The organism is Rhodoferax sp. SPJ21, from assembly GCF_058216335.1.
Map to the genome: position 1 here is coordinate 557,609 of NZ_JBYZMO010000001.1, position 22,187 is coordinate 579,795.

The following is a 22,187-nucleotide window of genomic DNA, read 5'->3' on the forward strand; positions in this document are numbered from 1 at the left end:
GTAGCCTTGCATGGCGTCGATACAATGAGTTACGAACGGCGGGCCCAAAGCGGGTAGAACGGGTATGAACCTTTCTACCCAGCGCCGGTCCGACACAGCGTATAAACCTTAAGCCATCGACAAGGGAGATCTGCAGTTGAGCGACGATTTTGACGAACTGTTTGACAGCCCCGCTTCGACGCCAGCATCCCCAGCCACGCCTCTCCAGGTCACTGCGCCCACGGCCGCGCCGACCGCCATGCCAGCACCGGCACCGGTAGCCGTCAAGGCCCCGTTTCTGGACCCACCCACGCTGTGGATGCCCTTGCTCAAGCCGGGCACCGAGGTCCGCTTTCAAGACAAGCCCTACACCGTCGGCCATGTGCTTATCAGCAAGGGCGATCTATTCGTCAACCTGCGGGAAGTAGAAGGTGCTGTCTCGGCTGAAAAGGTCCGCGTCAGGCTCACGCAGATCAACCTCAACCTGCCGTCCAAGCCCGGCAGCACACGCTAGCGCGCGGCAGCCCAGTAGCGTTCACGGCCGCATCCAAAACGCTACTTATTTAATAGCACCATGCGTACGCTCTACCTGCGCTGGTGGCCTATTTCTCTTATATCCAGAAGGCAGCTGCGACGCATCCGCAACATCGCAAGCGCACGCGCCCCTGGCCAAGCCTGGCAGTTGCAGGTAGATTGCTGGCGTATGGGTCCTTCCTCCGCCCCCGTCGGCCAGCACTTCAGCCCTGGCCTTCCAACGCCTACGGCCTATGCACCCCTTGGATGACCTACTCACTGCCGCCCTGGCCAGCGGTACCGCGCCATTGCCGAATGCGCCGCACGCCGGGCTGGCCCTGCTGCGAACCTTGCTGGATGCATCTCCGGACGGCGCGGCGGCCATCACCACACAGGGCGAACTGCTGGCGTTCAACGCCCACTTCATAAAGATCTGGTGCATCCCGCCGGATGTGCTGCAGCGGTGCAACCCGGCAGACTTGCTACAGCAGTGCAGGCAGCTGGTCCGCTCAGCGGCAACAGAGGCTTGCGAACCGCATGCGTGCTGGGGCATACCCGGCCAACCGCAAGAATTCGAGCTGCACGACGGCCGCATCCTGGAGCGGTATGCGTCCAGCCCGCTCACCGCTGCCGAGCAGCAGGTCGTCATCGTCTACTGGCGCGACATCACGGCGCGCCGGCGCACCGAGCTGCAGCTGCAGGAGACGCAGGTCTTCATGGGCAATCTGCTGGACTTTGCGCCGGTGTCTATCTTCGTCACCGGCCACGACCAACGCCTGCACCTGGTCAACCGGCAATGGGAATACGACACAGCCACCCCGCGCGCCGACGCCGTAGGCCGGCGCATGGATGAGGTCTTTCCCGTCACCCTGGCGCAGCAATACGCGCTGGAAAACCAGCAGGTGCTGGACAGCGGCCAGCAGCGGATCAGCGAGGGCTGGGCCGAGACGCCGAACGGCAGGCGTTGCTACTACACCATCAAATTTCCGCTGCAAAACCGCCAAGGCCAGGTAGACGCGGTGGGCGGCATCTCCATCGACATCACCGACCGCAAAGACGCCGAAGCCCAGGCCAAACACCTGGCTTTCTCGGACCAGCTGACCAGCCTGCCCAACCGGCGCCTGCTGCTGGACCGCCTGGACAAGGCCATGGCTGCCTGCCTGCGCCACGCCCGCCACGGCGCCCTGCTGTTCATCGACCTGGACAACTTCAAGACCCTGAACGACAGCTACGGCCACGAAATGGGCGACCAACTGCTGCAGCAGGTGGCCCAGCGCCTGCTCGCCAGTGTGCGCGACAGCGACACCGTGGCCCGTCTGGGTGGCGACGAATTCGTGGTCATGCTGGCCGACCTGGACCCGCTGCCGCCCCTGGCCACCGAGCAGGCGCAGGCGGCTGGCGAGAAAATCCTGGCCACCCTCAACCAGGCCTACCTGCTGGGCAGCACCCGCTACCACGTCACGCCCAGCCTGGGCATCACCCTGTTCGGCCCCCAGGCCGAGGGGCTGGAGGAGCCCCTCAAGCGCGCCGACATGGCCATGTACCAGGCCAAGGCGGCAGGCCGCAACACCCTGTGCTTCTTCGACCCGCAAATGCAGGCCGTGGTGCACGCCCGCTCGGCGCTGGAGATGGGCTTGCGCGAGGCCTTGGCGCAGGGCGAATTCCAGCTGTACTACCAGCCGCAGATGCTGGGTTCGCTGCAGGTGACGGGTGCCGAGGCCCTGGTCCGCTGGCTGCACCCGCAGCGCGGCATGGTGTCGCCGGCCGAATTCATCCCGCTGGCGGAGGAGTCCGGCCTGATACTGCCGCTGGGCCTGTGGGTGCTGCACGCGGCTTGCGCGCAGCTGGCGCAGTGGGCTGCCATTCCAGAGCTGGCCATGCTGACGCTGTCGGTCAATGTCAGCCCTCGGCAGTTCCGCCAGCCCGATTTTGTGGAGCAGGTGCTCAGCGTGCTGCGCCACACCGGCGCCAATCCACAGCGCCTGAAGCTGGAGCTGACCGAGAGCCTGCTGGTGGCCTCCATCACCGAGGTGGGCGCCAAGATGCATGCGCTGAAAAGCGTGGGCGTGGGCTTCTCGCTGGACGACTTTGGCACCGGGTATTCGTCGCTGTCCCACCTCAAGCTGCTGCCGCTGGAACAGATCAAGATCGACCAAAGCTTCGTCAAAGACCTGCTGACCGACCCGAACGACGCGGCCATCGCCTGCATGGTGGTCAACCTGGCGCACAGCCTGGGCGTGGACGTCATCGCCGAAGGGGTGGAAACCGAAGCCCAGCGCGACTTCCTGGCCCGCCACGGCTGCCACGCCTACCAGGGCTATCTGTTCAGCCGCCCGCTGCCGCTGGCGGACTTCGAGGCCTGGGTGCGCAAAACGCTACACAATTAATAGCTACTGGCGCAGGTTCTACCTGCGCCTGAGCCACTATTTCCTTAAAGTTTCCGTCGCATCATTTGAGCGGCACGGCCACGCCCAGCATGGGCCCCAGCGGCGCGCCCAGCCCGCCTTCCAGCGGGAACAGCTCGGAGATGGAGCCATCCAGGTACAGCGCGTCCTGGCAGCCCAGGCTGTCGCGCAGCGTAATCGCAAAGTCGTAGAAATTGATGGGGTAGCGGCTCTTGGCCAGCACCACCTCTTGCGGCGTGCGGGTGCACACGGCGTTGCGCACCAGGCGGTTGTCCGACCCGGGGGTGAACAGCGGGTTGATCTGCCGGTTCTGCAGCAGCAGCGGCCCCGACTGCGTGGCGTAGCGCACGCTGGGCGCCAGCTGGTCCCAGACGGTAGCCAGCGCATCGGTGTCCCAGATGGTGGCGCTTTGCTCGGTCAGCACCAAGGCACCGTTGGGCTGCAGGTAGAAGTTGCCGTAGCCATCCTTGCGGGTGCTCAAGCGCCGCAAGACCTGGCGGTCCTCCACATACAGCCCGATAGGTCGCAGGTCCTTGCCGTAGATGCCGGCATTGCTGCCGCAAAGCAGCCGCTCGTTGCGGGTGCGCAGCCAGCCATCCACCTGCGGCAGGCTGGCAAAGGCCTGGCCATCGGGCCCGCGCCAAAAGGTACGCAAGGCGTCACCCGGCACATGGATCTTGCACACATCCAGCACCAGCGCGCCCTTGCCCACATTAGCCAGCTCTGCCGCCTGCAAACCGACGGCGCAGACACCCCACCATAGTCCCAGGCCCCAGGCCAGGGAACGCTTCAACACACGATCTAACATCCGCCCTTTTTACCTGTTTTCACCGCCATTCCGACGCGGGTAGCGCTTCTTTACCTAGGAGCCTATCCGGCTTGGAACATCGAATGCGAAAACCGATGACTTCACCCAAATCGGCCCCAGCCAAGACAGTTTTGCCGGATTTGCGGGCCCATAGCTCCACTACAGGGAAAAAAGACGGTGCAAGCGCAGGTTCTATAAAAATGGACCGCTGCGGTCGATTGGCAGCCGACGCTTTCCAGCGTCCGGCAGACTCCTAGCGTTGTCCCGCGCCGTCCATGCGCCCGTCTTGCAGCGGTGGTCCAAGACGTTTTCAGCGTAGGCGCCTACAAACTTGTGACGACCGACTAAATAACTTTGGATGACATCAACTCTAGCCGAGCGCTGTCATTCAAAGGTACGGAAATACGATCCAGAAAACACAAACGGCACAACGATATAACTCGCTGTGCCGTTATGAGTTGCTTTATGAGTCAGATGGTATTAAATTAAAAATCTTTTAATAATCAACGACTTACAAGCACAATTGGCGGAAAGGGTGGGATTCGAACCCACGGTACCTTGCGGTACGCCTGATTTCGAGTCAGGTACATTCGGCCACTCTGCCACCTTTCCTGGTGTGTCTTTAGCTTGGTCCTAGTGGCCCCGGGACTAAGCAACGCCCGCCATTCTAGCAGCTGGCGCGGCCATATTCGGCTTATCCGCCCAATTTTTCCAAACCGCCCAGGTAAGGACGTAGCGCCTGCGGCACGGTGACCGAGCCATCGGCATTCTGGTAATTCTCCAAAACGGCCACCAGAGTACGCCCCACGGCCAAGCCAGAGCCGTTCAACGTGTGCAGCCATTCATTCTTGCCCTGCGCATTCTTGAAACGGGCTTGCAGGCGGCGGGCCTGGAAGGCTTCGCAGTTGGAGACCGAGCTGATTTCGCGGTAGGTGTTTTGTGCGGGTAACCAGACTTCCAGGTCATAGGTTTTGGCCGCGCCAAAGCCCATGTCGCCGGTACACAAGGACATCACGCGGTAGGGCAAACCGAGCTTTTGCAGAATGGCTTCAGCGTGGCCAGTCATCTGTTCCAAAGCCTCGTAGCTGTGGTCGGGATGGACGATTTGCACCATCTCGACCTTGTCGAACTGGTGCTGGCGAATCAGGCCCCGCGTGTCACGTCCGGCACTGCCGGCTTCGGAGCGGAAGCACGGTGTGTGGGCGGTCAGCTTAATGGGTAGATCGGCCTCGGCAGCAATGGTGTCGCGCACAAAATTGGTCAACGGCACCTCACTGGTGGGGATGAGGTAGAGCGCGCTGTTGTCAGGCACGTCTTCGCCGTCCTGGCCACCTTTTTTAGCGGCAAATAAATCGCCTTCGAACTTGGGCAACTGGCCCGTGCCGCGCATGGAGTCGGCATTCACGATGTAGGGCACATAGCACTCGGTATAGCCATGCTCGGTGGTCTGCACATCCAGCATGAACTGCGCCAAAGCCCGGTGCAAGCGGGCAATCGGGCCCTGCATGACCGTAAAGCGCGAACCGGTGAGCTTGACGCCCATTTCAAAGTCCAGGCCCAGGGGTTCGCCCAGATCCACATGGTCTTTAGCTGCAAAATCCATAGCGCCCGGCGCGCGTTCGGCGGGGCTCCAGGTCCGCACCACCACGTTGCCAGACTCGTCGGCACCGACCGGCACGCTGGCGTGCGGCAGATTGGGTACGGCCAGCAGCAGGGCTTGCAGCTCGGCTTGCAGATGGTCCAGACGCAGGGCCGAGCTTTCCAGCTCGTCCTTGATAGCTGCCACGGCAGCCATCACGCCATCAACGCTCTCCCCTTTGGCCTTGAGCTGACCGATCTGCTTGCTGAGCGCGTTGCGCTGGGCCTGCAGCTCCTCGGTACGGGTCTGTATGGTTTTGCGCTCGGACTCCAGCGCGCGGAACGAGTCCACGTTCAGGAAGGCTTGCGGATTTTTACGCGTTAGCAGGCGGGCTACGACGGCGTCGAGGTCTTTGCGGAGGAAGGTGATGTCTAGCATCCCCGCATTTTAGTTTCACGCCAGCGTGGCTGGATCGACGTTGCCGCCGCAGAGTATCAACGCCACTTTTTCGTCCGCACGCACCTGGTAGGCGCCAGACTGCAAGGCGGCCAAACCCAGTGCCGCACCGGGCTCCACGGCCAGCTTCAGCTCCTTCCACAGCCAGCGCTGCGCGGCCCGGATGGCATCGTCTTCCAATAGCAAGGCGTCGCGTACAAAACGTTGCGTCACGTCCCAGCCCAACTGCCCGATGCGCTTGGCACCCAGTGAGTCAGCGGCTATACCACCCACCGCCACATCCACCGGTGCCCCCGCCTGGCGCGCACGGTACAGCGTTGGTGCCAAGCTAGGCTCCAGGGCCACCACGCGGCTGCGCTGTTCAAACCAGGCCGCCACGCCGCCGATCAGGCCACCACCGCCTACGCTGACCAGCACGCTGTCGGGCAGGCCGCCTTGGGCTTCCATCTCGTGGGCCAGGGTGCCGGCACCAGCCAGCACTTCCGGTTGGTCGTAGGCATGGGTCAACAGGGCACCGGTGGTCTGCTGGCGCGCCATGCAGGCCTCGAAAGCCTCGGCATACACCGCCCCGGTCACCACCACCTCGGCTCCGAGATCGCGTAAGCGGGCACGCTTGGCTTCGGGCGACACGGTGGGCACAAATACCTCGCAGCGCACGCCCAAAGCCTGCGCTGCAGCCGCCGTCGCAATACCCGCATTGCCACCCGAGGCGATCACCACGCCCGCTTCCGGGATGGGGTTGGCCAGAAGGCGGTTCAGCATGCCTCGGGCCTTGAAGCTGCCGCCTACCTGGGTGTGCTCCAGCTTGAGCCAGACCTCGGCGCAGCCCAGGCCCAGCGCTGCGCCGGATAACTTCCACAACGGTGTTTTACGTAAAAAAGGGCTGGAGCGCAGATCGAACCTGCGCAAGGCGCTATCAATTTCAGAGTGATTCATACTTTAATAGCCGTCACTGCCATAGCCGCTGGCCAGGCTTTCAAACTTGGTGATGTTACGCAAGAACGCCAGCTTGACGGTGCCGACGGGCCCGTTACGGTGCTTCGCGATGATGACCTCAGCCACGCCCGGCTCTTTACACGCGTCCTTGGTGTAGTACTCGTCGCGGTAAATGAACATGATGATGTCCGCATCCTGCTCGATGGCGCCGGATTCACGCAAGTCACTCATCATGGGACGTTTGTCCGGGCGTTGCTCCACCGAACGGTTGAGCTGGGACAAGGCGATCACCGGGCATTGCAATTCTCTGGCCAGCATCTTCAAGCCGCGCGAGATTTCGCCCAGTTCGGTGGCGCGGTTGTCGCTACCTCCGCTGGAGCTGGAGCCACTCATCAGCTGCAAGTAGTCAACCACGATCAGGCCTAGCTTGCCGCACTGGCGCGCCAGACGGCGCGAGTTGGCACGCAGCTCGCTGGGCGACAGACCCGGGGTTTCATCGATGTGCAACGACACCGTACGCAGACGCTCCACCGCCTCGGCCAGGCGCGGCCATTCCTCGTCGGTCAGCTTGCCGGTACGCAAATGGCCCTGGTCGACGCGGCCGATCGAGCCCACGATACGCACAGCCAACTGGGATGCCCCCATTTCCATCGAGAAGATGGCAACCGGCAGGCCTTCGTTGAGCGCCACATGTTCGGCGATGTTCACCGCGAAAGCCGTCTTACCCATGGACGGACGCGCTGCGAGCACGATCATGTCGCCTGGCTGCAAGCCAGAGGTCATGCGGTCCAGATCAGCAAAACCCGTGGCCACACCGGTCACATCGCCGGCACTGTCAGCCATCTCCTGCACGCGGTCCAGCAAGTCAACCACCAGGGTGTCCATGGCCTGGAAGCCCTGTTTGCTGCGCGCACCTTCTTCGCCGATATTGAAGATCTTCTGCTGGGCCTCGTCGAGGATCTTCTCCACAGGCCGGCCCTGGGTGTTGAAGGCATTGGTGGCGATCTCATCGCTGACCGTGACCAATTTGCGCAGCACGCCGCGCTCACGCACGATTTCAGCATAGCGGCGGATATTGCTGGCGCTGGGCACGTACTGCGCCAGCGAGTTCAGATAGGCCAAGCCGCCTACCTCGTCAGACTTGCCGATCACCTGCAGGCGCTCGAACACGGTAATCACGTCGGCCGGCTTGCTGGCGTTGATCAGCTCGCGCACCGCGGTGAAGATTAGCCGGTGCTCGTAACGGTAAAAGTCGTCATCCTTGAGCAGATCACCCACCCGGTCCCAGGCGTTGTTGTCCAGCAACAGGCCACCCAGCACGCTGGATTCGGCCTCAATGGAATGGGGAGGAATGCGCAGCTGCGCAACTTCGCGGTCACGACTGGGGGACTCGTCCAAGGGGGGGAAAACGGCAGACATGGGGGCTTGCTTCCTGGGGTGAGGCTGGATGCTACGCGGTGGCGCCGGGAACGGCTAGGCACAAGTCTGTGCGCAAGCCGTGGATAAGCTCTGGACAACCCGGTATAAAGCCCGGCGCCAAAGGAAAAGGCCGCCAGAGCTTACGCCCTGGCGGCCTCATACAGAAAAACGCTAATTAAGCGGTTTCGCCGTAGACGGAAACGGTGATTTCCACAACCACGTCGGTGTGCAAAGCCACGTTCACGGTGTTGTCGCCGATGGTCTTGATCATGCCGTTAGGCAGACGAACCTGGGCCTTGGCAACCTTGTAGCCTTGCTTGCTCAGCTCTTCGGCGATGTCGGCGTTGGTCACGGAACCAAACAGACGGCCATCCACACCGGCTTTTTGCGTCAGCTTGATGGTCGTGCCACCGAGCTTTGCGCCCAGAGCTTGCGACTCAGCCAGCTTGGCAGCAGCAGCCTTTTCCAGTTCGGCGCGCTTGGCTTCGAACTCGGCCTTGGCCAGCGTGGTGGCGCGACGAGCGCGGCCAGAAGGGATCAGGAAGTTACGGGCGTAGCCGTCTTTGACCTTAACGATGTCGCCGAGGTTTCCAAGGTTCACAACCTTGTCGAGCAGAATGATTTGCATGTTCGTACTTCCTTAGATGCGGTGCTGGTCGCTGTACGGCAGCATGGCGAGGAAACGCGCACGCTTGATAGCGGTGTTGAGCTGGCGCTGGAAAATAGCGCGGGTGCCGGTCAGGCGTGCGGGAATGATCTTGCCGTTTTCAGCAATGAAATCACGCAGCGTGTCGATGTCCTTGTAGTCGATCTGTTCCACACCGGTCACGGTGAAGCGGCAGAAGCGCTTGCGCTTGAACAGCAGGGACTGGGTGTTGCGCTTCGGGCGCTTGTCTTTGTTATTGAAACGTTTTGGTCCGGCCATGATGGACTCCTGAATTAATCTGGTTGAAATTCTTGAATATGGAGCGCGGGGTTTTTACCCAATCGGGGGCTTGCAAGAAAACCGGTGAATTGCCAACGGCTGCCCAAGGGCTGCTGCTGGATCCGCTCGGCTATCGCGCCAAAGGCAATTGCCTTGACCACAAGTTTGATTTGCCTTGTGTGGCCTGCTTGCTCCAGACTGGACTCATGTTCGAGCACCATATCCAGGGCCGGCAGCCCGGCGGGCGTGTAGCGCAGACTTTTAAGCTCTGCAATACAGGCCGTCAAAACAACGTGGTTCACTCCGTTCGGTGACTCCGCGTAAGCACACCACCTTAGTGGGCTGCGTACTCCGCCTGTTGCGTCTTGCGGGCTTCTTCGCGCTCAACGGTCTTCATCATCGAAGATGGGCCGGTTTCAGCCTTCTTCATCACCACGGTCAGGTGGCGCAGCACGGCGTCGTTGAACTTGAACGCGTGTTCCAGTTCAGCCATGATGGCTTGGTCGGCTTCGATGTTGACGCACAGGTAGTGGGCCTTGGCCAGCTTGTTGATCAGGTACACCAGTTGACGGCGGCCCCAGTCTTCCACGCGGTGGATCTTGCCGCCGCCGGCAGTGATCATGCCCTTGTAGCGCTCCAGCATGGCTGGAACCTGTTCGCTTTGATCCGGGTGGATCATCAAAATGATTTCGTAATGACGCATATTTCTCCTTAGGGATGTAAAGCCACCCACTGCGTCTGTAGTGGTGTAGCAAGGGCAAAGCCAAGTATTATAGCGCGGCTTTTTCGCCCCCAGCCCATCGCCTCGATAAGAGACTGACCAGCCAGACCGTTAGCGCACCGGCTGGCAGTCCAAACACCCCGGCAGAAACCGGCTGAATACCCCACCACAGTCCGCTTTCATGCAGGCCGAGAAATGCCCGCACAACAGATGCGTTCAAACCCATATACCCCGTGGTGACCACCAAGCCCACCAGCATGCCGGCCACTGCTCCGGCTCGGGTCGCGCCCTGCCAGAAGATACCCGCCACCATGGCCGGAAAGAATGCTGCGGCCGCCAGAGAAAACGAGGCCGAAACTAGAACCAGGATGTTTGCAGGTTTCTGCGCTGCCACGTAGGCCGCCACCAGGGCTAACAACAACAAAGCAAACTTAGACAACAGCACCCGCACCATGGGATCGGACCGCCCCCCCCTCCCTTCCAAATATAAATCGTGGGCCAGAGCATTCCCCATCGTCAGCAACAGACCATCGGCCGTGGACAGGGCCGCCGCCAAGCCGCCCGCAGCCACCAGACCAGACACGACATAGGGCAAACCACCCAACTCGGGGGTTGCGAGCATCACCAGGTCTGCCCCCAGCTTCAATTCAGCAAATTGCAGCACATGGTCGCCATTCACATCATTCACTGCCAGCAAGCCTGGATCCACCTGGGCCCACTGGGCGATCCAAGTAGGCAGGCTTTCAAAGCTTTGGCCCACCAAATGACTCATCACCTCGAATTTGACCAGCACAGCCAGGGCCGGCGCCGCCAGATACAACAAGGCAATGAATAGCAGCGACCACGCCACCGAGCTACGGGCCTCGGCCACCGAGGGAGTGGTGTAGAAACGCGTCAACAAATGCGGCAGACCTGCGGTGCCGGTCATCAGGCAAAACACTAAGGCCAGAAAGTTCAAACGGCTGGTATTGAACAGGGCCGCCTCGGCTGGGGCTCCCTCCGGGTCGCCAGCAAATACCTGAGCATGTGGCGACATGCCGCCCAGCGGCCTGGCTCGGTCCAGGTTGTCTTGCCGGGCTCGGCTCCATTGCTCACGGGCCGAAGCTGCATCGGGCGGCAGTTCAGCCAACTCACGTGCGGCCTTGCGCACCAGCGCTGCATCCACGTGGTCTGCCCTCAGCTGCCGCAGATGCGCCTGCGCAGCCACACGCTCTTGCACCAGAGTTTGAGGCACGTCGAGCAACATCTGCTCATACCGCGCTGCTCTGCGGCTGTACTCAGCCAGCACAGCAATCTCTGCGGGCGACTCGGTAAGTTGCTTTTCCAGGGCGGCAATCTTGGGTAATTGCTGCCCGTAGACCAAGGGTGCCAAGGGTGCCAAGGGGCTGCCCAACTGCTTATATGCCAGCCAGGAAACGGGGATCAAAAACGCCAGTATCAAGATCACATACTGCGCCACCTGGGTCCAGGTGACCGCCCGCATCCCCCCCAGGAAAGAGCACACCAGCACGCCCCCTAGACCCAACAGAATGCCGATCTCAAACTGCACCCCGGTCAAACGCGAGGTGATCAAGCCCACGGCGTAAATCTGCGCCACCACATAGGTGAACGAGCAAACCACAGCCGCCCCCGCGGCAATCCAGCGCGGCCAATGGCCTCCATAGCGTTGGCCAAAGAAGTCGGGCACCGTATAGAGCCGCAGACGACGCAAGCGCGGTGCAATCAGCAAGGCCACCAGGCAAAAACCGCCGGTCCAACCCATCATGTATGCCAGGCCACCCGGCTGTCCATCCGGTGCCGAAAAGCCATTCAGGTACAAGCCACCTGCCAAGCCAATAAAAGACGCGGCGCTCATCCAGTCGGCTGCCGTCGCCATGCCGTTGTAAACCGCAGGAATGCGCCGCCCCGCCACAAAGTATTCAGCCGGGTCTGAAGTGCGGCAGTAGATGCCAATGCTGGCATATAGAGCCAGTGTGGCAAACAGGAAGATGCCACCTATCCAGTAGCGCGACAAGCCTCGGCGCTCCGCCCAGGCCATCAAGAACAGGAAGCACAGCAGGCACACCACATACAGTGCGAAATTGCGGTGCAGCCCCCGGCGATAGCCTGCCTGGACGGACGCCGCCACATCCTGGTCGGCCCCCACGTGACGCCTGCGCCAGGCATAGAGGCCCACGATCAGCAAATAGCACAACACCACGCCCTGGGCGCTGAACCAGTAATTGAACGGCCAACCAGCCACCACCCAGCCCAGGTCGCGCGCGAAGAACACCACGCCAAACGACAGCAGCGCCCACAGCACCAGCAACACAGTGCGCAAGCGGTCAAAGCGGGGAAGCGTAGCCAGTGGAGATACGTGCACAGCAGATAGAAAAAGACCCACCGCAAAGTCGCAGACATTGCAACCTTGGTGGGTCCTTCATCCTAGCCCAGGCGCAGGCCCGGGCCTATCCGCAACAGCCCTAGGAGCCCGCGAGTTGCTTCCAGGTTGCGACCACGCTGTCGGGGTTCAGCGAGATCGACTCGATACCCTGGTCGGCCAGCCACTGGGCAAAGTCGGGGTGGTCGCTAGGGCCTTGGCCACAAATACCCACATACTTGCCCTGCGCCTTACAGGCGGTGATGGCGCGGCTCAGCATGGCTTTGACGGCAGGGTCGCGCTCATCGAAATCGGCGGCAAGCAACTCCAAACCAGAATCCCGGTCCAGCCCCAGGGTCAGCTGGGTCAGGTCGTTGGAGCCGATCGAGAAGCCATCGAAGTACTGCAGAAACTCGTCGGCCAAGATGGCGTTGCTGGGCACCTCGCACATCATGATGACCTTCAAGCCATCCTGGCCGCGCTGCAGGCCGTGCTGGGCCAGCAACTTGGTGACCTTCTCGGCCTGGCCCAGAGTGCGCACGAAGGGCACCATCACCTGCACATTGCTCAGACCCATGTCCAGCCGTACGCGCTTCAGCGCCGCACACTCCATGGCGAAGGCTTCGCCGAAATCAGCGCTGATGTAACGCGCCGCACCACGGAAGCCCAGCATGGGGTTTTCTTCCTCGGGCTCGTAACGGCTGCCGCCGATCAGCTTGCGGTATTCGTTGGACTTGAAGTCCGACAAGCGCACGATCACCGGCTTGGGCCAGAAGGCGGCGGCAATGGTTGCCACACCCTCGGCTACCTTGTCCACATAAAAAGCGCGTGGCGAGGCGTGCCCACGGGCCACGGACTCGACGGCCTTTTTCAGGTCGCTGTCGATGTTCGGGTAGTCCAGGATGGCCTTGGGATGCACGCCGATGTTGTTGTTGATGATGAATTCCAACCGGGCCAGGCCCACACCCTGGTTGGGTAACTGGCAGAAGTCGAAAGCCAGCTGGGGGTTGCCCACGTTCATCATGATCTTGGTCTTGATCTCGGGCATGGCGCCGCGCTCGACTTCGGTGACCTCGGTTTCCAGCAGGCCGTCATAGATCAGCCCGGTATCGCCTTCGGAGCAGCTCACGGTCACCAGAGTGCCGGTCTTGAGCTTTTCGGTGGCGTCACCGCAGCCGACCACTGCCGGAATACCCAATTCACGCGCAATGATGGCGGCGTGGCAGGTGCGGCCACCACGGTTGGTAACGATGGCGCTGGCGCGCTTCATCACTGGCTCCCAGTTCGGGTCGGTCATGTCCGTCACCAGCACATCGCCTGGCTGGACTTCGTCCATCTGGCTGATGTTATGCACCAGGCGCACCGGGCCGGTACCGATCTTCTGGCCAATGGCGCGGCCTTCGGCCAGGATGGCGCTCTTGCCTTTGAGCTTGTAGCGCAGCTCGGCCTTGTCTTTCTGCTGGCTCTTCACGGTTTCAGGACGCGCCTGGAGGATGTAGAGCAGGCCGTCGGTGCCGTCCTTGCCCCATTCAATGTCCATCGGGCGGCCGTAATGCTTCTCGATCACCAGGGCGTAATGGGCCAGTTGCTCGACTTCGGTGTCGGTCAACGAATAGCGGTTGCGCTGCTCAGTCGGCACATCGGTGGTCTTCACCAGCTTGCCGGTGGCGGCTTTCTCGGCAGCGGTGGTGAACTCCATCTGGACCATTTTGGAGCCCAGGTTGCGGCGGATCAACGCACGCTTGCCGGCCTGCAGCATGGGCTTGTGCACATAGAACTCGTCTGGGTTCACGGCGCCCTGCACCACGGTTTCGCCCAGGCCGTAGCTGCTGGTGATGAACACTACCTGGTCGAAACCGGATTCGGTGTCGATGGTGAACATCACGCCTGCCGCGCCCAGGTCGGAGCGCACCATACGCTGCACGCCAGCACTCAGGGCCACGATGTCATGGGCGAAGCCCTTGTGTACGCGGTAGCTGATGGCACGGTCGTTGTACAAAGAGGCGAACACCTCTTTCATCTTGTGCAACACGTCGTCGATGCCGACCACGTTGAGGAAGGTTTCCTGCTGGCCCGCGAACGAGGCGTCGGGCAAGTCTTCGGCCGTAGCCGACGAACGCACGGCAAACGAAGCCTCAGGGTTCCCCGCGCTCAGCTTGGCAAAAGCCTCGGCGATGGCGGCTTGCAAATCGGCTGGAAAAGGCTGGGCTTCCACCATGGAACGGATTTCGGCGCCGGCCACGGCCAGGGCGCGCACATCTTCGATATCCAGGCGTGCCAAACGGGCACTGATCTTGTCGGCCAGGCCGTCATGGGCCAGAAAGGCCCGGAAGGCATAAGCCGTAGTGGCAAAGCCGGTGGGCACCCGCACGCCCGTGGGCAGCTGGGAAATCATCTCGCCGAGGCTTGCATTCTTGCCACCCACCGACTCGACGTCGTCCATTCTCAGTTGTTCAAAGGGTACGACCAGGGCGGTCGGGCTGAATAGTGCAGACATGGGAAGACTCCGAAGGTTAAAACCGGGTCTGCGCGTCCAAGGGCCCGGCCTTGGACGTCGCTATACATGCCTGCCGCGCGACGGTGTTGTTGTTGGTCTGGGTAGCAACGGGGCATGGTGTGTGGGGTGTCGAAATAATTTCGAATGGCGCGATTGTAGATAACTCAGCGCTCCATCACATGCAAGTTACCGCCGAGTTACGAAATTTAGAAAAAATAATCAAATCGCGTTCTTACGCAATAAATACCTGCGCAAGTAGCTTCATTTTTGATAGCAAAATCATAAAACCATCAGCGCTGACGCAGCCGCGCCCCTAGAACAAGACCGACCGCTTCATGAGGGCTCGCGTGTCCGACAGCATGCCGGCCATGCGGTGCAAGGCGTCCTGCGAGTCGCCCTCCTCGATGGCGGCAAAAACCTTCTGGTGCTCGGGCAGGGCGTTCTTGAAATCACCGGCATTGCGGGCCGTGATGTCCAACAAAGACTCCAACGCGCTACCGATGATGGCGGCCAGCGGCATGAGCAAGGGGTTATTGGTGGCCTTCAGGATCGCAGTGTGAAAGGCCAGGTCGGCCTCCACCCATTCGCTAATGGAGGTGGAAGCCTCCATGGTCTGCAAGGCTGCGCGTATGACCACCAGCTGCTCCGGCCTGCGGCTTGCGGCCGCCAGGGAGGCGGCCGCCGGCTCGATAATTTCACGCAGCTCGGTCAGGTGGCGCAGAAACTCTGCATCGGCTCCAATCGCGCAGCGCCAGGCCAGGATGTCCGGGTCCAGCAAGTTCCACAGGTCGCGGTTACGTACACGGGTGCCGATGCGCGGGCGCGATTCCAGCAGCCCCTTGGCTGCCAACACCTTGACAGCCTCGCGCAGCGCGGTACGGCTCACCTCCAGCTCTTGGCACAGCTGCTCTTCATTGGGCAGTACCGCCTCGGCGGGATAGATGCCGCTGACGATACGCTTACCCAACTCACTCACCACTTGGCCGTGCAGGTTACGGCCGGTATACATCGAAGCAGAATGGGGAAGTACAGGATGCATGCAGGGTGCTGCGCCTCATGGCGCCTCGTAATTACCTAATAAGTGCCTAGTAAATGCGATTACCGGGCTTGTCAAAGAGCAATGATAGGCGCGTCTGGAAGCATGCACCGTAGGCCTGCCCGGTCTGTAACGCCCGGCCATGCTCGGTTTTGATCACGATAGTGCCGCCCGACGCGGAACGTGCATAGGCAAAGGTCTCACCGCCCAGGTGTTCCAACATGTCGATAGTCAGTGGCAGGCGACCATCGCCATCTTCACGAAAATGCTCGGGGCGTACGCCGAGTTGCACCTCGGTGCCCACCGCCGGTGCCGCGCCCTTCAGGGGAACGGACACCACCAGCTCGCCAAAGCCGGCCAAAGCCACATGGCATAACGGCCCATCGCTGCCCAGCACCCGCCCGTCAAAGAAGTTCATCTTCGGCGAACCGATGAAGCCGGCCACAAAAGTATTTGCCGGGTTGTCGTACACCTCCAGCGGCGCCCCTACCTGCTCGATCAGGCCGGCGCGCAGCACCACGATCTTGTTAGCCAGGGTCATAGCCTCGACCTGGTCATGCGTCACGTAGACGATGGTGGAGCCCAGTTCGCGGTGCAGGCGCGCGATCTCGATGCGCATGTGCACCCGCAACTCGGCGTCCAGGTTGGACAAAGGCTCATCGAACAAAAACACCTTGGGGTCGCGCACGATGGCCCGGCCTATTGCCACACGCTGGCGCTGGCCGCCGGACAAGGCCTTGGGCTTGCGGTCCATCAGCGGGCCCAGGCCCAGGATGTTGGCGGCGGCGTCCACTTTGCTAGCCACTTCGGCCTTGGGCACGCCGGCGAACTTGAGCGCAAAGCCCATGTTCTCGCGGACCGTCATGTGCGGGTATAGCGCATACGACTGGAACACCATGGCGATACCGCGCTTGGACGGGTCCAGCTCGTTCACGCGCTGGCCGCCGATTTCCATCACGCCATCGGTGATGTCCTCCAGGCCGGAGATCATGCGCAGCAGTGTGGACTTGCCACAGCCAGACGGCCCGACGAAGACGACGAACTCGCCCTTGTTGATCTCTAGGTCCACTCCGCGAATCACATGCGTGCCGCCGAAGGATTTTTTAACGTTGCTTAATTTGACATCTGCCATTTTTATTTTCCCGCAGGCGCTTTGCCTCTTACTCCTGTTGCATCAGCATGTAGTGAGCGTCGTGGTGTGCTGGCCCAGGCGCTGCGTAGACACGGTCACCACGCTGTCGCAGCGCTCGCCCGTGCTTTCCACCCAGAAACCGGCCACCCCCCCCTTGAACGCCAAGGCCGCAGGACCTAGCAATTTGCCGCCACCCGAGACCTGCAGAGACACCACATCGTCCAGAAACGGCAGCACGCGGCCATGCTGGTCCAACGCGCGCACGATGAAGCGCACTGCGTCCTTCTCATTCGCAATCAACTCACTGCTGTCGGCATGCACTTCCAGCGTGGTCGGCAGGGGGTTGCCACTGAGCAGCACCTGTTTGACGGGCTTGCCGTCCACATAGCCAGTCAAGCGGCCGTCCATCCACTGCATGCCCCAGGCGCCCAGCTCCTGCGGGTCGACGTGGCGGCTATCAATCACCACCGGCGCATGCGGCAGATGCGGGTACTGCGCACGGTCGGGTTCGATACGGATGGCCGGGAAGCTGCCGAACTGGAATTCCAGATAGTCGCAGTTCGTCAGCACAATCAGCGGCAAAGCCTCACAGCGGTCCTTTTCGCCGCGCGCCCAGTAGGTCACCGGCTCCAGCACCACCTGCTCTTGCGGGGCGCACTGGCTGGCGTAGGCAAAAGCAGCAAACTTAGGCTCGCGAAAGATGTCCATTACGCCGTGGTGGCAGATGCGGTCGCCCGCGCCAAAGTCCTTGTGCGTGTTGTAGTCGAACATGCACCAGCCAATGGAGCCGGCAATCTGCGGGTTGCCGTAGGCCTTGTTCAGCACATCCAGGTAGCGGGTCACGTGCTCGGCTTGGCGCACCTCGGGGTCGATGCGCTTGGTGGGGAACATATGGCCGTTGAACTCGGTCACCAGGTAGGGCACGTCCTTGTCCAGGCCGGTCACGTAACGCGGTGGCCGCAGTGGCGCGGGCGGCTGGCCGCGCATCCATTCGGGCGTAGCGACATGGCAGAAGTCGTTGACGGTGTAGACGTCTTCCAGCAGCTCGCTGTTCTCGATGTAGCGCACACCACCGGTCTGGCGGGTGCTATCCAGGCCGTGGGCCATGGCGTTGGTACGTGTGTAGAACTCGTGGTCGTCCTGCGACTCGTTGATGCGCACGCCCCACAGGATGATGGAGGGGTGGTTCCAGTCGCGCTCTACCATGCGGCGCACGTTCTCTACCGACTCGTCCTTCCAGGCCGCGCCGCCAATGTGCTGCCAGCCCGGAATCTCTTCAAACACCAGCAGGCCGATCTCGTCACAGCGGTCCAGGAAATAGCTGGACTGCGGGTAATGCGAGGTGCGCACCAGGTTGCACTTCAGCACCTCCTTCAGCACGTCTGCGTCTTTCTGCTGCGCGCGGCGGCCCATGGCGTAGCCCACATAGGGGAAGGACTGGTGGCGGTTCAGCCCCCGGATTTTCAGCGGCTTGCCGTTGAGGGAAAAGCCCTCGGTGGTGAAGCGTGCGGTGCGAAAGCCAAAGCGGGCGCTAAGCTGGTCGCTGCCTGCGCTGCTGGCGAGCGTGGCGCGGACCAGGTACAGCGCGGGGCTGTCCAGCTCCCACAGTTGCAAGCCCGCCAGTTGTTCAAACGATGTACTGAAGCCATCGGCATCCACCGCCACGGTTTGCTGTTGCAGCACAGCCCCCTCCACGGTGCACAGCTCTACCAGCGCGGTGCCGGTAAAGGCCAGGCCGGTGGGGTTGGCCAGAAAGCCTTTGACAGTCACGCCTTTGGCATCGCTCAGCTCATTCGATGTTTCAATCTTCAGATTGGCGATGGACACCGGGTCTGTCACCTGCAGCCAGACGTCACGGTAAATACCGGCATAGGTCAGGTAGTCGATCTGGCCGCCGAAGGGCGGGATTTCCGGGTTCTCGCTGCCATCCACCTTCACGGTCAGCAGGTTGTCGCCCTCTTGCAGATATTCGGTGAGGCGCGCCTTGAAAGGGGTGTAGCCGTCCTTGTGGCTGGCCACCTGGTGGCCGTTGAGCCAGACCACGGTGTTGGCCATGGCGCCGTCGAACTGCAGCGCTACTTCCTTGCCCGCAAACCCGGGCTGCCAGGCCAATATGTACTGGTAGCCGAATTCCTTCTGGAAGCTGCGCTCGTCGAAGTAGTTCATGTCCAGGTCCACCGCGTTGTGCGGCAGGCGGACAGATACACCCGCCTTGGGCTGGGTGGTCAGGTCGCTGGAAAAATCGGCGTGGAATTCCCAGCCGGCTGTCAATGGAGTTACGGTACGCATATGTAGAAAACCTATTTAACGGAACCCAGCATGCCTTCGACAAACTGGCGCTGCATGGCAAAGAAAACGACCAAGGTGGGAATGGTGGCCAGGATGGTGGCAACCATGATCACGCCGAAGTCCGGCGTATATGACGAGCCCAGGGACGACAGCACCAGGGTGATGGTCTTCAGCTCCACAGACTGCAGCACGATCAGCGGCCACAGAAAACTGTTCCAGATGGTCATGAAGACGATGATGAAAGCCGCCGCGTAGGTGGAGCGCATCACCGGCAGATAGACGAACAGGAAGATCTGCCATTCCTTCAGCCCATCCACCCGCGCTGCGTCGCGCAGCTCCAGCGGGAAGGACTTGGTGTTCTGGCGGAAGTAAAAAATCATGTAGGCCGACGCAATGCTCGGCAGGATCACCGCCATGTGCGTGTCCAGCATGTCGAACGAGGCCAGCAGGATGAACAAGGGGATCATCAGCGCCGAGAACGGAATCATCATCGACAGCAGCACGCCCTGGTAGACACGCTCACGGCCGGGCGAACGGAATATCTCGAAGCCATAGCCCGCCAACGACGACACCGCCAGCGTCAGGAACGAGCCCAGAATCGCCACCTTGCCGGAGTTCCAGAACACCAGACCCACATCGAACAGCTCAGCGAACTTGTGGTAATTCTCGAACAAGGCATTGCCAAAGCTCATCTTGCCTTTGGTGATGTCGTGGCTTTCATTGGTGGCGCTGATCAGCATCCAGACAAAGGGGAAGATGGACAACAGCGCCATCAACCACAAAAACCCATACACCAGGGCCGTGCGTAACTTTCCGCTCCATTGGCTCATTGATCACGCTCCCGGGCTGCATAAAACTGGATGAAGGCCAAAATCGCCACCAGCACCACGATCACATAGGAGACCGTGGCGGCGTAGCCAAAGTTCGGCACGTATTTGAAGGACAGGTTGTAGATGTACAGCGACAGCGTCAGCGTGCTGTCGGCCGGCCCGCCGTTGGTGATGTTCATGGCCTCGTCAAACATCTGCAGCGTGCCAATGGTGGACGTAACGGTGGTGAACAGAATCACCGGCTTCAGCACCGGAATGGTGATCGACAGAAATCGCCGCGTGGCCGATATACCGTCGATGCGCGCCGCCTCATAGATCGACTTGTCGACGTTCTGCATCGCCGCCAGATAGAAGATCATGTTGTAGCCGGTCCAGCGCCAGGTGATGGCGACGATCACCACCACGCGGGCCCAGAACGGGTCGGTCAACCAGGGCACGGCCTCAGAAATCAGGCCCAGCCCCATCAGCGTGCTGTTGACCACGCCGTCATAAGAAAACATGCTTTTGAACAGCACCGAATACGCCACCAACGAAGTCACGCAGGGCAGAAACACGGCGGTGCGCAGCAGGCCACGGCCTTTGAGGTTGGGGATATTCAGGCAAGACGCCATCACCAGGGCCAGCACGATCATGATGGGCACCTGCACCACCAGAAAGATGGAGGTATTGGTCAAGGCCCGCAGGAACATGGGGTCGTCCAAAAGCCGTTGCACATTGCCCAGGCCCACAAACTTGGTCATGGTGCCCTGCCCCGACTGCACCGACATCCACAGCGATTTGCCTATGGGGTACAGCATGAACACAGAGATCAAGGCCATCGCCACGGAGACGAAGGCCCATCCATTGATATCGAAAAAGCGGCTGGAACTCGGCTTGCTTACTTGCCGCATAAAGGCTCCCGGGAACAATACACAAGGGGGCAGCGCCAGCGCCGCCCCCACTCAAAAATGCCTGCCTGGAAGGCTTACTTGATTTGCGCCGACAGCTGTTGCTGGATCTTGTCCAGCAGCTGGTCCACCGGCACGCCCTGGTTCAGCGCCGGCAATTGGGCCGACACAGCCGCGTCACCCTCGTAGGTGTAGATGCCATAGTTCACGCTGGGGATCTTGCCCAGCCAGTCGCTGTAGCGCTGCCAGACCTGGGCGCCACCAAAGAACGGGTCGGCTTCGGCATAGGCTTTGCCGTTGCGCGAGGCCAGCAGCGTGCCGACAGCGCCACGTGCGGTCAGGATGTTCTGGTAGAAGTCCACATCCTTGGCGTAGATTTCATTCAGGAAGTCGATGGCCTGCGCCTTCTCTTTGCCGCCGCTCAGCACATACCAGCTGGAGCCGCCCAGGTTGGACGCATGGCCCGCACCAGCAATGCCCAGCGAAGGCGTAGGCGCTACACCCCATTGGCCGGACTGGCTCTTTTCAGACTTGACCGAGCCGGTGATCCACACGCCGGTGGTGATGGAGGCCACGTCGCCCTTGTTCACCGCGCCCACGTATTCCGCCCAGTTGGTCACGGGCTTGACGATGCCGGCCTTGAACAGCTTACCCTGGGTTTCCAGCGCGGCCTTCAGTGCGGGGTTGTTCTTGATGTCCAGCTTGCCGTCTTTGTCGAAGTACCAGCGGCCGGCAGACTGCATCATCACGCGGATCAGGCCGTTGTCATTGGGGTCGATGCCCAGCATCTTCTTGCCGGTGGTGGCGACGACCTTCTTGCCGATTTCGATGTAGCGGTCCCAAGTGATGTTCTCCATATCCTTGTCAGAAAAGCCGGCCTTGGCCAGCAAGTCCTTGCGGTAGTACATGCCGGTCACACCCGAATCAAACGGCAGGCCATAGGTCTTGCCGTCGATGGTCATCAGGTCCACCTTGTACTTGGCAAAGCCCGCGTAATTGACCACGCCGGACATGGGTTCGAACGCACCGGGGAACGAGCGCAGGTATTTTTGGGCGTTGTAGTCTTCCACCAGCACCACATCGGGCAGCGACTTGCTCACGCCAGAGGCCAGCATGGTTTGCAGTTTTTGCTCCACGTCCGCCTTGGACATGTCCACGATCTTGAACGTTGCATCGGGGTGCTTGGCCGTGTAACGGGCAGCCGCGTCTTTCATGATGGCGATGTTGAAGTTCGGATCCCAGGCCCAGATGGTGACTTCCTTGGCCGAAACCGCTGCTGCGGTCATCAAACCCATAGACGCCAACGCCAGGCTGGCCACGGCGGTGGTTGGTTTCGCAAAATGCATGGTGCTCATCCTCTTTCGTCTCTTGTAATATGGTTTGCAGGCCTGCACTAGCCACCCGCGCGCCCGCGCA

Annotated in this window: 18 protein-coding genes and 1 tRNA gene; 2 read left to right on the forward strand and 17 right to left on the reverse strand. The window is 61.2% G+C overall.

What is annotated here, in order from left to right:
* Positions 1–136 precede the first annotated feature (136 nt).
* Entirely contained in the window at positions 137–493 is a 357-nt protein-coding gene (locus tag AC4BBN_RS02450) for a hypothetical protein (protein ID WP_490590359.1), read from the forward strand.
* A gap of 262 nt (positions 494–755) precedes the next feature.
* Positions 756–2,879, forward strand: a complete 2,124-nt coding sequence (locus AC4BBN_RS02455; protein ID WP_490590360.1) for a putative bifunctional diguanylate cyclase/phosphodiesterase — start codon at positions 756–758, stop codon at positions 2,877–2,879.
* 61 nt (positions 2,880–2,940) lie between these two features.
* On the opposite strand, the gene AC4BBN_RS02460 is transcribed toward AC4BBN_RS02455, so the two are convergent.
* The 17 genes from AC4BBN_RS02460 to AC4BBN_RS02540 form a co-directional block, all read right to left on the reverse strand.
* On the reverse strand, positions 2,941–3,693 hold the full coding sequence (locus AC4BBN_RS02460; RefSeq protein WP_490590361.1) for a phosphodiester glycosidase family protein: 753 nt from the start codon (positions 3,691–3,693) through the stop codon (positions 2,941–2,943).
* 536 nt (positions 3,694–4,229) lie between these two features.
* Positions 4,230–4,317: transfer RNA gene (locus AC4BBN_RS02465), tRNA-Ser, on the reverse strand.
* Positions 4,318–4,399: 82 nt separating this feature from the next.
* Complete coding sequence (serS, locus tag AC4BBN_RS02470) at positions 4,400–5,722, reverse strand: serine--tRNA ligase (RefSeq protein WP_490590362.1); 1,323 nt, start codon at positions 5,720–5,722, stop codon at positions 4,400–4,402.
* A gap of 15 nt (positions 5,723–5,737) precedes the next feature.
* Positions 5,738–6,676, reverse strand: coding sequence for a threonine/serine dehydratase (locus AC4BBN_RS02475; RefSeq protein ID WP_490590363.1), 939 nt, complete (start codon positions 6,674–6,676; stop codon positions 5,738–5,740).
* A 3-nt stretch (positions 6,677–6,679) separates the two neighbouring features.
* Positions 6,680–8,095, reverse strand: a complete 1,416-nt coding sequence (dnaB, locus tag AC4BBN_RS02480) for a replicative DNA helicase (RefSeq protein WP_490590364.1) — start codon at positions 8,093–8,095, stop codon at positions 6,680–6,682.
* A gap of 175 nt (positions 8,096–8,270) precedes the next feature.
* Positions 8,271–8,723, reverse strand: coding sequence for a 50S ribosomal protein L9 (gene rplI / locus AC4BBN_RS02485; protein WP_490590365.1), 453 nt, complete (start codon positions 8,721–8,723; stop codon positions 8,271–8,273).
* Positions 8,724–8,735: 12 nt separating this feature from the next.
* Positions 8,736–9,020 carry a 30S ribosomal protein S18 gene (rpsR, locus tag AC4BBN_RS02490; protein ID WP_092761761.1) on the reverse strand — a complete coding sequence of 95 codons (285 nt, stop codon included), beginning with the start codon at positions 9,018–9,020 and terminating at the stop codon, positions 8,736–8,738.
* Positions 9,021–9,034: 14 nt separating this feature from the next.
* Complete coding sequence (priB, locus tag AC4BBN_RS02495) at positions 9,035–9,322, reverse strand: primosomal replication protein N (protein WP_490590366.1); 288 nt, start codon at positions 9,320–9,322, stop codon at positions 9,035–9,037.
* Between the two features lie 32 nt (positions 9,323–9,354).
* The gene (gene rpsF, locus AC4BBN_RS02500) at positions 9,355–9,723 is read right to left on the reverse strand and encodes a 30S ribosomal protein S6 (RefSeq protein WP_092761765.1); all 369 of its coding nucleotides are present in this window, start codon (positions 9,721–9,723) and stop codon (positions 9,355–9,357) included.
* Between the two features lie 67 nt (positions 9,724–9,790).
* Positions 9,791–12,061, reverse strand: coding sequence for a VC_2705 family sodium/solute symporter (locus AC4BBN_RS02505; protein WP_490590367.1), 2,271 nt, complete (start codon positions 12,059–12,061; stop codon positions 9,791–9,793).
* Between the two features lie 142 nt (positions 12,062–12,203).
* Positions 12,204–14,597, reverse strand: coding sequence for a phosphoenolpyruvate synthase (gene ppsA, locus AC4BBN_RS02510; protein WP_490590368.1), 2,394 nt, complete (start codon positions 14,595–14,597; stop codon positions 12,204–12,206).
* Between the two features lie 313 nt (positions 14,598–14,910).
* Positions 14,911–15,606 carry a FadR/GntR family transcriptional regulator gene (locus AC4BBN_RS02515; RefSeq protein WP_490590369.1) on the reverse strand — a complete coding sequence of 232 codons (696 nt, stop codon included), beginning with the start codon at positions 15,604–15,606 and terminating at the stop codon, positions 14,911–14,913.
* 76 nt (positions 15,607–15,682) lie between these two features.
* Entirely contained in the window at positions 15,683–16,765 is a 1,083-nt protein-coding gene (locus AC4BBN_RS02520) for an ABC transporter ATP-binding protein (protein WP_490590370.1), read from the reverse strand.
* 42 nt (positions 16,766–16,807) lie between these two features.
* Entirely contained in the window at positions 16,808–19,054 is a 2,247-nt protein-coding gene (locus tag AC4BBN_RS02525; RefSeq protein WP_490590371.1) for a glycoside hydrolase family 2 protein, read from the reverse strand.
* 11 nt (positions 19,055–19,065) lie between these two features.
* Complete coding sequence (locus AC4BBN_RS02530) at positions 19,066–19,884, reverse strand: carbohydrate ABC transporter permease (protein WP_490590372.1); 819 nt, start codon at positions 19,882–19,884, stop codon at positions 19,066–19,068.
* Positions 19,881–20,774, reverse strand: coding sequence for a carbohydrate ABC transporter permease (locus tag AC4BBN_RS02535; protein WP_490590373.1), 894 nt, complete (start codon positions 20,772–20,774; stop codon positions 19,881–19,883). Before AC4BBN_RS02535 ends, AC4BBN_RS02530 begins: the two co-directional genes overlap by 4 nt.
* A 74-nt stretch (positions 20,775–20,848) precedes the next feature.
* Positions 20,849–22,117 (reverse strand): ABC transporter substrate-binding protein, encoded by a 1,269-nt coding sequence (locus tag AC4BBN_RS02540; RefSeq protein WP_490590374.1) that lies wholly within the window; start codon positions 22,115–22,117, stop codon positions 20,849–20,851.
* Positions 22,118–22,187 lie beyond the last annotated feature (70 nt).